At 35.4% G+C, this 14,237-nt stretch carries 14 protein-coding genes; 8 read left to right on the top strand and 6 right to left on the bottom strand.

Annotated elements, in window-relative coordinates; genetic code table 11:
* The first annotated feature begins 6 nt into the window (after positions 1-6).
* Both HQN62_RS01100 and HQN62_RS01095 read left to right on the top strand, forming a co-directional pair.
* A complete protein-coding gene (locus HQN62_RS01100) occupies positions 7-762 on the top strand; it encodes a UDP-2,3-diacylglucosamine diphosphatase (protein ID WP_173502996.1) in 756 nt (251 codons plus the stop codon).
* A gap of 49 nt (positions 763-811) precedes the next feature.
* Positions 812-1,492: a GNAT family N-acetyltransferase gene (locus HQN62_RS01095; protein ID WP_173502995.1), complete on the top strand. Its 681-nt coding sequence runs from the start codon at positions 812-814 to the stop codon at positions 1,490-1,492.
* A 17-nt stretch (positions 1,493-1,509) separates the two neighbouring features.
* Here HQN62_RS01095 and HQN62_RS01090 read toward each other — a convergent pair whose 3' ends face one another.
* From HQN62_RS01090 to HQN62_RS01065, 6 genes are all read right to left on the bottom strand, one after another.
* On the bottom strand, positions 1,510-2,715 hold the full coding sequence (locus HQN62_RS01090) for a cytochrome c3 family protein (protein WP_173502994.1): 1,206 nt from the start codon (positions 2,713-2,715) through the stop codon (positions 1,510-1,512).
* 45 nt (positions 2,716-2,760) lie between these two features.
* Positions 2,761-4,029, bottom strand: coding sequence for an MFS transporter (locus HQN62_RS01085; RefSeq protein ID WP_116796809.1), 1,269 nt, complete (start codon positions 4,027-4,029; stop codon positions 2,761-2,763).
* 12 nt (positions 4,030-4,041) lie between these two features.
* On the bottom strand, positions 4,042-5,730 hold the full coding sequence (gene recJ, locus HQN62_RS01080) for a single-stranded-DNA-specific exonuclease RecJ (RefSeq protein ID WP_173502993.1): 1,689 nt from the start codon (positions 5,728-5,730) through the stop codon (positions 4,042-4,044).
* Positions 5,731-5,767: 37 nt separating this feature from the next.
* Positions 5,768-6,112 (bottom strand): HopJ type III effector protein, encoded by a 345-nt coding sequence (locus tag HQN62_RS01075; protein WP_173502992.1) that lies wholly within the window; start codon positions 6,110-6,112, stop codon positions 5,768-5,770.
* A 4-nt stretch (positions 6,113-6,116) separates the two neighbouring features.
* A complete protein-coding gene (gene rsmI, locus HQN62_RS01070; protein WP_173502991.1) occupies positions 6,117-6,833 on the bottom strand; it encodes a 16S rRNA (cytidine(1402)-2'-O)-methyltransferase in 717 nt (238 codons plus the stop codon).
* A 63-nt stretch (positions 6,834-6,896) separates the two neighbouring features.
* On the bottom strand, positions 6,897-7,925 hold the full coding sequence (locus HQN62_RS01065) for a hypothetical protein (RefSeq protein ID WP_173502990.1): 1,029 nt from the start codon (positions 7,923-7,925) through the stop codon (positions 6,897-6,899).
* A 293-nt stretch (positions 7,926-8,218) separates the two neighbouring features.
* On the opposite strand from HQN62_RS01065, the gene HQN62_RS01060 reads away from it, so the two are divergent.
* The 6 genes from HQN62_RS01060 (at position 8,219) to HQN62_RS01035 (ending at position 13,737) form a co-directional block, all read left to right on the top strand.
* Complete coding sequence (locus tag HQN62_RS01060) at positions 8,219-8,809, top strand: thymidine kinase (RefSeq protein WP_173502989.1); 591 nt, start codon at positions 8,219-8,221, stop codon at positions 8,807-8,809.
* 103 nt (positions 8,810-8,912) lie between these two features.
* Positions 8,913-9,155 (top strand): hypothetical protein, encoded by a 243-nt coding sequence (locus HQN62_RS01055; protein ID WP_173502988.1) that lies wholly within the window; start codon positions 8,913-8,915, stop codon positions 9,153-9,155.
* Positions 9,146-9,463 carry a type II toxin-antitoxin system RelE/ParE family toxin gene (locus tag HQN62_RS01050; RefSeq protein WP_173502987.1) on the top strand — a complete coding sequence of 106 codons (318 nt, stop codon included), beginning with the start codon at positions 9,146-9,148 and terminating at the stop codon, positions 9,461-9,463. Before HQN62_RS01055 ends, HQN62_RS01050 begins: the two co-directional genes overlap by 10 nt.
* A gap of 31 nt (positions 9,464-9,494) precedes the next feature.
* A complete protein-coding gene (locus HQN62_RS01045; RefSeq protein ID WP_173502986.1) occupies positions 9,495-11,969 on the top strand; it encodes a bifunctional UDP-N-acetylmuramoyl-tripeptide:D-alanyl-D-alanine ligase/alanine racemase in 2,475 nt (824 codons plus the stop codon).
* A 65-nt stretch (positions 11,970-12,034) separates the two neighbouring features.
* Complete coding sequence (gene mscL / locus HQN62_RS01040; protein ID WP_173502985.1) at positions 12,035-12,463, top strand: large-conductance mechanosensitive channel protein MscL; 429 nt, start codon at positions 12,035-12,037, stop codon at positions 12,461-12,463.
* Between the two features lie 284 nt (positions 12,464-12,747).
* Entirely contained in the window at positions 12,748-13,737 is a 990-nt protein-coding gene (locus HQN62_RS01035) for an aspartate-semialdehyde dehydrogenase (RefSeq protein ID WP_116796819.1), read from the top strand.
* Positions 13,738-14,237: the final 500 nt, after the last annotated feature.

Raw genomic sequence — 14,237 nt, 5'->3', positions numbered from 1 at the left:
TAGTTCATGCAATTATCCAACAATAAAAAAATCTATTTCGCCTCCGATCAGCATTTTGGCGCACCAACTCCAGAGTTGAGTTTTCCAAGAGAGCAAAAGTTTGTCGCTTGGCTAAACGAGGTAAAAGACGATGCCGAAGCCATATTTCTTTTGGGTGATTTATTTGATTTTTGGTTCGAATACAAAACGGTTGTTCCAAAAGGCTTTGTTCGTATTTTAGGTAAGTTGGCCGAAATTCGCGACAGCGGAGTTCCTATTTATTTCTTTGTGGGAAACCATGATTTATGGATGACCGATTATTTTGAAACCGAGTTGAACATTCCCGTTTATCACGATAACAAAGAATTTACTTTTGGGGATAAAACCTTTTTGATTGGTCATGGTGACGGAAAAGGTCCCGGGGATCTAGGCTATAAACGCATGAAAAAAGTATTTACCAATCCGTTTTCTAAATGGCTTTTTAGATGGCTTCATCCCGATCTTGGAGTTAAATTGGCTCAATATCTTTCTGTTAAAAATAAATTGATTTCCGGTGCCGAAGACGTTAAATTCTTGGGAGAGGAAAACGAATGGCTTATTATTTATGCCAAACGAAAATTGGAAACCAAACATTATAATTATTTTGTTTTTGGTCACCGTCATTTGCCAATGATTAAGACTGTTGGCGAAAATTCGGAATATGTAAATCTGGGTGATTGGATTACGTATTTTACTTATGGAGTTTTTGATGGTGAAACATTCGAGGTTAAAAAGTTTGAATAAATTCTACAATTAATACAACTCACTTTCGGTATTTCATAAATAAATAAAGATGGTAACTGGTAATAATAAATTAGACAATCCCGTTTGGTATTCAGTGTCCGAAACGCATAAAAATTTTGGAATTGATTTTGGAACTATAAAATTTTATCATCCCGATTATTGTCCTTTTGGAGGTTTTATTGCTCTTGATAACATGGAGCAATCTATTTCTGAATACTCTAAATTAGCCAGTAATTTTTTTATTATTGGCCAGAAACCAAATGTGCCTGACAGCCTAAAGTTAAACAATGAATTAATCTGTTTACAAATGATTATTCATGATAAAATTGAGGGAAACATTGAAGATCAGATTGTAAAATTAGAGGAGGAACACTTAGACGATTTATTGGGATTGGTCAAAATTGTTTATCCCGAGTATTTTAAAAAGAAGACTGCTGAATTAGGAAATTATTATGGTATTTATAAAGACAATCAACTCGTTGCTGTAACTGGCGAACGAATGCAAATGGATGAATACACCGAAGTAAGCGCTGTAATTACTCATCCGGGACACACTGGAAAAGGATACGCAAAGCAATTAGTTACCCATGCTGTAAATGCTATTTTTGCAAAAAACAAAACACCATTTTTACATGTTGCAGAGTCCAATGTTGGAGCAATCAAGCTATATGAAAAATTAGGTTTTCAAACCAGAACCAAAATTAGTGTTTGGAATATTGTCCAAAAATAAAAGCGAAATTATTTACTTTACGTTTTTGGATAGATTGCAATTTTATGTGTTCTTAAAATATAATTAGACATTTCGGCATTATTCGAAAGCTGAAAACGAATGGCATTCGATGACTTTTTTGTCATATGACATTCTACACAATTATTAGCCAATAATGAGACAGGCATGGTTTTAAGAGTAGCCGCACTATGTTTAATTTCTTGATGGCAAGACATACAAATTTTAGAATAGGAAGCTAGATTTTGAGATGCATTTTCATGTGGATTATGACAGGTAATACAATCCATTTTTTCGCTTTTGATAAAACATTTGCTTTGTGCCAATAATCGATATTGATTTCCGTGAACATCAAATTCAGCGGTGCCGCTAGGATCGCTCATACTTCTCATATATTCCGAAAGATTATCTCCTGGTTTAAATTCGAAACGCGATTTTACTTTGATACCGTCATTTCCAGAGTGACAAAGAGCACAAGCGTCTAATTTTTGCTGTCTGCTAAGAGATTGGTAGCTAACGATACTATTGGCCACTTTTACATTTGGATTTTTAAGATGAAATTCGGCGTGCTGTTTCGCTGGCCCATGACAACGCTCGCAGTCAATTCCATAAACGATTGTTTTTTTATTGATGATATCTTCGGCGTCCATGGTAAGAAAGCTGTTTTCTCTAGAGCTTTGATCGACTGTTCGACTACTGATGTTAGAGCTGTGGCAGGAATAACAATCTTTAACTACTTTTCGATCAAAATAAGGCTTGTCTGATGGAAAACCAGGGCTTGTTGCCCAACTGTGAACTGATGTGTAATAAGAAAGAGGTAGCTCGTAAGTATTATTATTGTGCCAATAAACAGAAGTTTGTGCATGCTTGGTTCCAAAAACAATTTCAAATCGATGGGCTTCCATTTCTTTGCCATTTTTGTATAGAACCTGATAAAGGCTGTCGTTGCGTTCCTCTACTACTAATTTGGTGTTTTTGTCATAAACAAAAACAGGATTCCCTTTGCTGAAATCACCCAAAACATTCTCCGGAATAGCAGGTGCTGTCGCTTTGGAATGCGAACTGTGAAAAGCTGATTCGTACTGCGTTTGATGACATTGGATACAGCTTTCGGATCCAGCATAATCGGTTCCGCGAGGATCAATATATTCGTCTGATTTGTTGTTGCAACTAGTCAAAAAAGTTACCAAGGCTGCAATCGTAAAAAGTATTTTTGTTTTTGCCATTGCAGTAAATGTACTTTTTATTTGAATAAATTAGAAAGAAAATAATTATTCATGTTTTTCATGATCATCCATATCTTTTTGCAAATCCAATTTTCTAAATTCAGGAGATACCAATCCTGTGAAAACGACAATAAGAAGTGTCATACTTCCGCCAAATACGACAGCAGTAACGGTTCCCATCAGTTTTGCGGTTAGTCCACTTTCAAAAGCACCCAACTCGTTTGAAGAACCTACAAATATTGAATTTACAGAGGCTACACGACCGCGCATGTGATCGGGAGTTTTAAGCTGTAAAATAGTTTGTCTGATAACCATCGAAATTCCATCGACAACCCCACTGAAAAATAGAGCTAAAAGCGAAATCCAGAAACTTGTAGAAAGACCAAATATGATGATACATACACCAAATAGGAAGATGGCGGTCAATAATTTCATACCGGCATTTTTATTCACAGGAACGTAGGCCGTAAAAAACATGGTTAAAATGGCACCAACAGCTGGTGCGGCTCTTAGAAACCCAAATCCTTCAGGGCCTACTTTTAAAATGTCTAAAGCAAAAATAGGTAGTAACGCTACCGCGCCTCCAAACAAAACCGCAGCCATGTCAAGGGTTAAAGCACTTAAGATAGATTTGTTGTTATAAACAAATTTGATTCCTTCTTTCAAACTGTCCATAACAGGTTCGCCAATTTTTGGATTCAAAATAGGCTTTTTTTCAATTTGAGTTAGTATTATTAAAGCAAAAAGAGAACACGCAAGAACCAAACACATAGACCAGTGAACTCCGATTAAATGAATAGCGAAACCTGCCACGGCTGGTCCCACAACAGAACCCACTTGCCAAACAGAACTACTCCAAGTAGCTGCGTTTGAATAGGCTTTTTTAGGAACAATTAATGCCAAAAGCGAGAAAACAGTTGGCCCTAAAAACGAACGGACAATTCCCCCAAAGAAAACTAGGCCATAGATAGTATATAGAATAGTAGTTGTAGGCAAACCAACATTTACCTTTGGCCAAGTGATTAAAAACAATCCCAAACTAATTACTGAAAATCCTAGAATACATTTGGATAAAAGGCCCTTTTTTTCATTTTGATCGACAAAATGTCCTGCGAATAATGACACAGAGATGGCAGGAATGATTTCCATTAAACCAATAATACCAAGCGAAAGTGCACTTTTTGTAATTCTATATACTTCCCATTCGATGATGATAAACTGCATTGACCAGGCAAAAACCATGGCAAAACGAATCAACAAAAAGGTGTTGAATTCTTTGAATCTCAGGGCTGCGTATGGATCGTTTTTTTTCATTTTAATCTTGAATTATTTAATATCTTTTAATCGTAATTGAATGCTCACTTTGTCATTCCACTCATTTTCATCGATGCAATATACGGCATCAAATTCTTTTTGATTAGAGGTTAACTCTTTTTTATTTCCTAGTCCAAAACCAATAGCGTTAAGACCTTCGGAGTTATTTTGTTTTACAAATAGCTTTAAATGCTCATCTTCAGAACCTAGTGTTTTGGCATAGCCGGTGTCTTTTATTTTTTTGGTCAAAAAAACAGGAGTCATATTTAATGGACCAAAGGGCTCAAATTGTTTCAGGATCCGAATTAATTTTGGTGAAATGTCTTCAAAATTAATTTCGGCATCAATAGATATCTCTGGAGTCAATTGATCGGGATGGATGGTTTCTTGCACTGTTTTTTCAAATGCATTTTTGAAGGTTTGATAGTTTTCTTCCTTTAAAGTCATTCCCGCAGCATACATGTGTCCTCCAAATTGTTCCAAATGTTCCGAACAGGCTTCGAGTGCATTGTACACATCAAATCCTTTTACCGATCGTGCTGAAGCTGCATATTTATCGCCACTTTTTGTAAAAACCAATGTGGGACGATAATAGGTTTCAATTAGTCGTGAAGCCACAATTCCAATAACTCCTTTGTGCCAATCTTCTTGAAAAACCACCGAAGTAAAGTTCTTCTCTTCCTGGTTTTGGGCAATTTGCTGGAGCGCTTCCTTGGTGATTTGTTTGTCCAAATCTTTTCGATCTGTATTGTATTGTTCAATTTCGGAAGCAAATTGTTGTGCTTGTTCAAAATCAAATTCAGTCAATAATTCGACGGCATGGTTACCGTGTTTGATACGGCCCGCGGCATTGATTCGAGGTGCAATTATAAATACAACATCAGTAATGTCTAGTGTTTTCTTTTTTATTTGATGTATTAATGCTTTAATTCCGGGTCTTGGCTCCGCATTAATTACCTGTAATCCGAAATAAGCAAGTACACGGTTTTCACCAGTCATGGGCACAATATCGGCTGCAATTGCTGTGGCGACCAAATCAAGATACAAAACCAAATCTTCAATGGTTTGATTTCTATTGGCACCTAAAGCTTGAATAAGTTTGAAACCTACCCCACAACCACATAATTCATCGTAAGGATAATTGCAGTCTTCACGTTTTGGATCTAAAACAGCAACGGCTTCGGGTAGAAATGTTCCTGGCCTGTGGTGATCACAAATAATGAAATCAATGTTTCGATCTTTTGCGTAAGCGACATGATCTATGGATTTTATACCGCAATCCAGAGCGATGATGAGCGAAAAACCATTGTCATCGGCAAAATCAATTCCTGCGTAGGAGACTCCATAACCTTCGTTATAGCGGTCTGGAATATAAGTGGCAATATTAGGGTAATAGCTCTTCAAGTAAGAAGAAACAAGTGATACTGCGGTGGTTCCATCGACATCGTAATCGCCGAATATAAGTATATTTTCTTGATTTGAGATGGCTTTTTCGATGCGCTCGACAGCTTTGTCCATATCCTTCATTAGGTAAGGATCATGTAAATCGTCTAAACTTGGTCGGAAAAAAAGCTTGGCTTGTTCAAAAGTTTCAATGCCTCTTTGTATCAATAAAGCAGCGACAAATTCTTCTACATTCAAAGCTTGGGCTAGATGCTTTATTTTTTCTTCAGCAGGTTTTGGCTTAAGTGTCCAACGCATTTTTTGGAGGTTTTAGTGTCTAATTTTTTAAATAAAACTATTTCAAAACTAATGCTTCTCCTTCAAATTGAATTCCGTCCCAACCAGTTTTTATGAAATTGCGAATGTTTTGGTGATTGGTTCCATTTGCATCTCCCAATACTTCCTCAAAATAATAAGCTCCAAAACACGCTAAAGTTTCGGCAACGGATAATTTTTGCAATAGCGCAAAAGCAAATAATTTGCAAGATCCCGAGTTTTCTCCAGCTGCATTGTGTTGTTCTCCGTTTTTAAAAGCAGTCGGCGTAAAAGTGTAGTTTTCTTCTATTGTTGCAATCGTTTCTGCGAATGTTATCGCTGTTGGAGTTTGTTTTAGTTTGTCTAAAAAGGTATTGATATTCATATATTTATTCTTCGTCTTTTTGAAATTTACTTTTCTTGGCTTCTTTTACAATTGTTTTTCCTGCAACCACTACGACAATCTCACCACGAGGAGCTGTTTTTTCAAAATGTGTGAGTACTTCTCGAGCAGTTCCCCGAACATTTTCTTCGTGTAGTTTTGATAATTCTCTGCAAACACAAATGGTACGGTCTTCGCCAAAATAGGTAATAAATTCGGCTAAGGTTTTAACCAATTTATGTGGAGAAACATATAGAATCATCGTGCGGGTTTCCTCGGCAAGTTCCATATATCGGGTTTGTCTTCCTTTTTTTTCGGGAAGAAAACCTTCAAAAACAAATTTATCATTGGGTAAACCACTGTTGACAAGAGCTGGTACAAAAGCCGTTGCTCCAGGCAAACATTCTACTGCAATTCCGTTTTCGATACAAGCGCGAGTGAGCAAAAATCCGGGATCGGAAATCGCTGGTGTTCCCGCATCAGAAATTAAGGCTATGTTTTCACCAGCTTTTAATCTGGAAATTACATTTTCGATTGTTTTGTGTTCGTTATGCATATGATGACTGTGCATGTGTGTGCCGATCTCAAAATGCTTGAGCAGTTTGCCGCTTGTTCTAGTGTCTTCGGCAAGGATTAAATCTACTTCTTTAAGAATCCTAATGGCACGAAAAGTCATGTCTTCGAGGTTGCCAATAGGAGTAGGGACTATATATAATTTTGACATTTTTCTTGCTTAAAGAGAGGATTTAATAAAATATAAAATGGGAAATGAGTAAAGTTGAAACCCTTAAAACGACAAGAATTTTTTCTCTATGATTTCCATAAAACGATGTTCGTAATCTTCTTTTCCTTCCCAATTATTGTAATCTGGTTTTACCATTTCGTCAATAAAAGCTTTGGTTTCGATAAAAGTATCAAATGTGATGAGTTGATTCACTACGCGGTTGTAATCTTCATTATTGCCGCCAAATAAATGTTTAACAAAAGCAATTCGGTCGTTCAGTCCAATGTTAATTTCTTTTGCTAATTTGTCATTCAGGGTAATTGTTTTAGGTTCTGCTTTTTCGAATGTTGTTTGTGGAGCATTTGAAATAGGTTCTTTTGGAAAATCAAAATCAGGAGTTGGTTGAATAGAATCCGTTTCTTGTTTTTTATCCGAAGGAGAAACTTTTACAAAATCAGGGGCAGTGTATTTACCGCCAAGCAAGTCATCAAAAGATATTTGGACTATTTCCTTTTTCTTAGGAGATTCTGGTTTTACAGTTTCTATTGGCTCAACAATTGTAGTGGCTATTGGTTCAATTTCTGTTTCTTCTAAAAGGAACATTGGCTTTTCAATTGGCGTCTCTTCTTCTATTTTTTCGGCAATAATGTCTTCAGATACTTTTGTTTCTTCTAATAAAGGTTCAGGAATATCGGATGTAGGAACTTCATCGCTTGTAGCAATGATTTCTTCGAGTTTAACTTTGTTGTCTTCTTCCTTTATTACTTCTTCAACTTTAATAGGGCTGATAGATTTGTCCTCAATAATTTCAGCCACAGGAGCTTCCTCTATATCGGCTTTGATAATTGAAGGAGGTCTTTGAAATTCGGGAACCGCTATGTTTTCGAAAAACTCTTTCATTTTTTCGACAACTTCAGCTTGACCAATTGTTGGTTTAGCATCCGAAAAATGCTCTTCCACAAATCGTAAAACTGCTAATTTTTCATATAATTTTTGTGTTTCCAAAAAAAGTTGATTGATGTCAGATTTATTTTTAAGTTGTAAAATTCTATGAGCAATGCTGATTAAGTCGGCTTCCAATTTTTTTTTCATGGCTTCTGAAATTATAATGAATATGGCTTTATATAAAATTATTCTTTGTTTGTACTAGCTGGCGAGGTATAGATTTCTTTTTTACTATTTATTATTTAAATAAGACCTCTCAAATTTTCGATTTGATAAAAATTATCTACTTTTGAAACCAAGTAAATGTTTCAAAATAACTTCATCAAATTCGAACACTTTATTTCAAAACGTTTACTAGGTAAAATTGAGTTTACCCATGCGATTTATTACCGTTACAAAGTAATAAAAACTATTCATTTTTTAAGCTAGAAAAATACAAAATGTTTCTCGAAAACACAGTAAATCATAAAGAGCAGTTTGGATGGATTGAAGTCATTTGTGGCTCAATGTTTTCGGGAAAAACCGAAGAACTCATCCGTAGGTTGAAAAGAGCACAATTTGCCAAGCAAAAAGTAGAGATTTTCAAACCCGCAATTGATACTAGATACCATGAGGAAATGGTGGTATCGCACGACAGTAATGAAATTCGCTCCACACCCGTTCCCGCTGCGGCGAATATTGCTATTTTGGCATTAGGCTGTGATGTGGTTGGGATTGATGAAGCGCAGTTTTTTGATGACGAAATTGTAACGATTTGCAACGACCTTGCCAATCAAGGAATTCGCGTCATTGTTGCTGGATTGGATATGGATTTCAAGGGTAATCCTTTTGGGCCTATGCCCGCGCTTATGGCGACAGCTGAGTACGTTACTAAAGTGCATGCGGTGTGTACGCGAACAGGAAATCTAGCCAATTACAGTTTCCGTAAAACTGATAACGATAAACTTGTAATGCTAGGTGAAACTGAGGAATATGAACCATTGAGTCGCGCTGCCTATTATCACGCGATGAGGAAAGATGAAGGGAAGTAATGGAATAAAAGCTATTATTAATGTTTTTTTAGTTTCAATAAAAAGGTGAAATAAACAAAAATGCATTTCGTTTTTTTATAACTTTGATGTAAAATTAATTGCAATGGACTTACAAACTAGGAAAATAGCGTTTATTCAAGAATTTCTTTCTATACAGAACGAAGAGATTGTAGCTCGTCTAGAAAATTTTCTAAAAAAAGAAAAGAAAAACTACAGTGATAAAGAGTTTCACCCGATGACTATGGAAGAGTTTGAAAACAGAATCGATCAATCAATGGATGATTCGAAAAACGGACGGGTTATTGAAGCAAACGAGTTATTGAAAGAGATTGAAAAATGGAGTTAACATTAAATTGGACAGAATATTCCAAAAATGAATTGCGAAAAATATTTTTATATTATAAAAGCAAATCCAATTTAAAAACAGCAAAAAACAAGGTAAAAGAAATTTCAAAAGAAGTACTTATACTTCAGAAGTATCCATTTATAGGTCAAAAAGAAGAGCTGTTGGTTGATAGAAAACAAGAATTTCGTTATTTTTTATATGCCAACTATAAGATAATTTATTATGTGAATTTAGAAATAAATTTAATCGAAATTGTCGATGTCTTTGATTGCCGGCAAGAACCTTTAAAAATTAAAAGAACAAAATAATGTGTTTTACAATTTTTAAATCTTCTCCAAAATGAATTTATCCCTAAAAAAAATCGCGTCAATTCTGAATACTGAAGAAATTGGAAACACCAATAATTTAGAAATTGATAATATTTCCATTGACAGTCGTTCTTTGCAAAACAATGAAAAAACACTTTTTTTTGCATTAGTTGGAACCAATAACGACGCTCATATATACCTAAAAGATTTAATTGATAAAGGCGTTCGGAATTTTGTCGTGACCCATATTCCCGATGGTCTTAAGGCAAAAGCCAATTTTTTGATTGTCAAAAATACATTGGAAGCTTTACAACACATTGCCGCTCATTATCGCAGTCTTTTTTCGTTTCCAATTATAGGAGTGACAGGAAGCAATGGCAAAACAATCGTAAAGGAATGGCTCAATTTTTTATTGAGTCCCGATTACAATATTATCCGAAGTCCTAAAAGTTATAATTCTCAAGTTGGTGTTCCGTTGTCGGTACTTGCTATTAATGAAAAACACAATCTAGGTATTTTCGAAGCCGGAATTTCAACTGTTTCAGAAATGGAGAAACTGGAGAAAATCATTCAGCCAACAATTGGAATCTTAACCAATATAGGTTCTGCCCACGATGAAGGGTTTAAAAATCTGGAAGAAAAAGTCAAAGAAAAAATGCTGCTTTTCCAACAATCGAAGGTTTTGATTTATCAAAAAAGCAAATTGGTTGATAACTGTTTATCTTATTTGAGTGAGCATATTCCCCCTTCGGGGGCTAGGGGGCTTTTTTCTTGGTCTTTTACAGATACAACTGCGACTGTTTTTGTTTCCAAGAAAGAACATACTCACGATCATACACTCATTGAATATACTTATAAAGGAAATATTTCAACCTTGAAAATTCCTTTTGTGGACGATGCTTCGGTCGAAAATGTGATTACTTGTCTATCGGTTTTATTGTATTTTGAATACGATGCCAAAACCATTCAAAACCGAATCGAATTATTGTATCCGATAGAAATGCGTTTGAAAGTAAAAAAAGGAAACAATAATTGCAGTCTTATAGATGACAGTTATAGTTCCGATTTTCAATCTTTAAAAATAGCGTTGGATTTCCTAGAAAGTCAAAAGCAACATCAGAAGAAAACTGTCGTGCTTTCGGATATTTTTCAAAGCGGATTGTCTAATGAAATATTATATTCTAAAGTGGCCGAGTTAATCGTTTCCAATAACATCAGCCGTTTTATTGGAATTGGTGAAACGATTTCGACATTGAAAACAAAACTGCCGAATGCTATCTTTTTTAAAGACACCAACGAGTTTTTATTGCATTTGGAGCAATTGCATTTCGAAAATGAAACCATACTGATTAAAGGAGCGCGATCTTTTCAGTTTGAAGAAATCGTGGCAGCATTTGCAGAGAAAACACACGAAACAGTTCTTGAGATTAATTTGAATGCAATAAGTTATAATTTTAATTTCTTTAAATCAAAGCTAAAACCCGCTACTAAAATGATGGCAATGGTAAAAGCTTTTGGTTACGGAAGCGGAGGATTTGAAATTGCAAAATTACTGGAACATCACAAAGTAGATTATTTGGGAGTGGCTTTCGCCGATGAAGGGATTTCATTAAAAACTGCAGGCATCAAATTGCCAATTATGGTTTTGAATCCTGAAAATACGAGCTTTCCGGCTATAATTCAGCATCAATTGGAACCTGAGATTTATAGCTTGAAAGGACTAAATGCTTTCCTCAAAATTGCAGAGCAAAAGAAATTAAAAGATTTTCCGATTCATATAAAGTTGGACACCGGAATGCATCGTCTGGGTTTTGAGGCAAATACAATAGATGATTTAATAGCCACTCTGAAAGGAAACTCAACAGTCAAAGTGCAGAGTGTCTTATCACATTTGGCTACAAGTGATGATTTGCAACATAAGGATTTTGTGGAGTATCAAATTAATTTATTCGAGAAATTATCGTCGAAATTGATGAACGAATTGGCTATTACTCCTATTCGCCATATTTTGAACACATCTGGGATTAGTAATTTTCCAGAAGCACAATACGATATGGTTCGTTTGGGAATTGGTCTTTATGGTGTTTCCAATGATTCAGAAGAACAAAAATACCTTGAGAATGTGGGAACCTTAAAATCCATTATTTCCCAAATCAGAACAATTCAATCAGGAGAAAGTGTTGGCTACGGCAGACGATTTATGGCAAACAGGGAGTCTAAAATTGCCACAATTCCTATTGGTTATGCCGATGGTATTGCCAGAAGTTGGGGAAATGGGGTTGGTTTTGTAACGATAAAAAATAAAAAAGCATCCATTCTTGGAAGCGTTTGCATGGATATGTTAATGGTTGATGTGACCGAGATTGAATGTAAAGAAGGAGATGCAGTAGTGATTTTTGGCGAAAGCCCAACTGTAACTTATATGGCTGAACAATTGAAAACGATTCCGTATGAAATCCTTACGAGTATTTCACAAAGAGTGAAACGTGTTTTTTATAGAGAATAATAGTAATTTATTTCCCAAAAATAAGTATATTCGTTACATTATAAACTAACCAAAATCAATACATTATGGGATTTATTAGTGATTTCAAAGCCTTTTTGATGAAAGGCGAAATAGTGAATTTGGCAACAGCGGTAATCGTTGGTGGGGCTTTTGGAAAAATTGTCACCTCTTTTACAAATGACGTTTTGATGCCGCCAATTGGACTACTATTAGGAAAGGTAGATTTTAAAAACCTGAAAGTTGTTCTCCAGGACGGTGTTCCAGCTGTTATGGAAAATGGAACGGAAAAAGTGCCCGCAATTGCTGAAGTTGCCATAAATTATGGCGCTTTTATTCAAACGGTTTTTGATTTTGTAATCATTGGTTTTTGTATCTTTATGGTGCTGAAAGCTTATGAAAAAACCAAAAAACAAGAAGCTCCGGTAGAAGCTCCACCTGCAGGACCAACACAGGAAGAATTGCTTACCCAAATTAGAGATTTGCTGAAAAAATAAGTCTGAGATGCTAAGCGACTAAGTTGCTAAGATTCTAAGTTAAATAAAAAATTGTGCTATTTAAAATCTTAGCAACTTAGAGTCTCAGAATCTTAGAAACTATAAAAAAACAATACCGCTCTACACTATATATTCTAACTAAACCACTCTATAAATGGGTGGTTTTTCTATTTTGTTTAATTTGTAACAATTTGTTAATTTTTGTGAAGACGCTTGTTATGTTTTGAATATTACATACTTTTGTACTTCAAAAATAAATATACACATATAATAATATAGTTACGATGAGAATAGCAGTTGTAGGAGCTACCGGAATGGTTGGCGAGATAATGTTGAAAGTATTGGCAGAAAGAAATTTTCCTGTAACCGAATTAATTCCAGTTGCTTCTGAGAAATCAGTTGGAAAAGAAATTGAATTTCAAGGAAAAAAATACAAGGTCGTTGGTATGCAAACAGCCGTTGATATGAAAGCGGATATTGCGTTATTTTCTGCTGGTGGAGGAACATCATTAGAATGGGCTCCTAAATTTGCCGAAGCAGGAACTACAGTTATTGATAATTCATCAGCTTGGAGAATGGATCCAACCAAAAAATTGGTGGTACCGGAAATCAATGCAAATCAATTGACAAAAGAAGATAAAATCATTGCAAACCCAAACTGTTCTACTATTCAAATGGTACTAGCTTTGGCTCCATTGCATAAAAAATACAACATAAAACGTGTGATTGTTTCTACTTACCAATCCATTACAGGAACAGGTGTGAAAGCAGTTCAACAATTTGAAAATGAAGTGGCGGGAATAAAAGGTGATATGGTTTACAAATACGAAATCAACCGTAACTGTATCCCACAATGTGACGTTTTTGAAGATAACGGATACACTAAAGAAGAGATGAAATTGGTTAAAGAAACCAAAAAAATCTTAAGCGATGATTCAATCAAAGTAACGGCTACTGCTGTTCGTGTACCAGTTGTTGGTGGACATAGTGAAGCGGTAAATGTTGAATTCAGCAATGATTTTGATGTAAACGAAGTAAGAACTATTTTGAGCCAAACGGATGGTGTGACGGTTCAAGACAACTTGGATACTTTTACTTATCCAATGCCAAAATATGCGGAAGGTAAAAATGATGTATTCGTTGGACGTATTCGTCGTGACGAAAGCCAAGCAAACACGTTGAATATGTGGATTGTTGCCGATAACTTGAGAAAAGGAGCAGCAACCAATACCATTCAAATTGCAGAATACTTAATTGCTGCAAAATTGGTTTAATCCATTTTATAGATATTTAATTCATAAGAAAACTACAACTTTAATCGGTTGTAGTTTTTTTGTTTTCTTACCTTTGCGTTGATGAAAAGGAAACAGCTCATATTAAATTTTTCTTTGGTTGTTGCGGTATTGTTCTCAATACTGTTTCAATCGGTTGACAGTATCGGCCATTTAAAAGAAAAATTTTCTGAGAAAACCTGTAATCATACCTATAATTCCAGTTCAGAGTTTACCCACCAGCACCACAGTTTTGACCATTGTTATGTTTGTCAATTTGGGTTCAGCAGTTTTGTAACGCCAATAAATTATTCCTACGCATTCTTTGCTGGGAACTGGAAAATACCTTATTTCTTTGCAACTGCACAAAACGTTTTTTCGTTTTCGGGTAGTTTGTATTCCCATCGTGGCCCCCCAAATTGTATCTAAGCGACCCAGTTTATCACTCACTTCACAACATTCCACAGATAAATTTATCTAGGAGCGAAAGAATAGGCTTTATC

This window comes from Flavobacterium sp. M31R6 (assembly GCF_013284035.1).
In the GTDB taxonomy this organism is placed as follows: domain Bacteria; phylum Bacteroidota; class Bacteroidia; order Flavobacteriales; family Flavobacteriaceae; genus Flavobacterium.
Note: the sequence above shows the minus strand (reverse complement) of the source record. Positions and strands in the feature narration are given on the sequence as shown.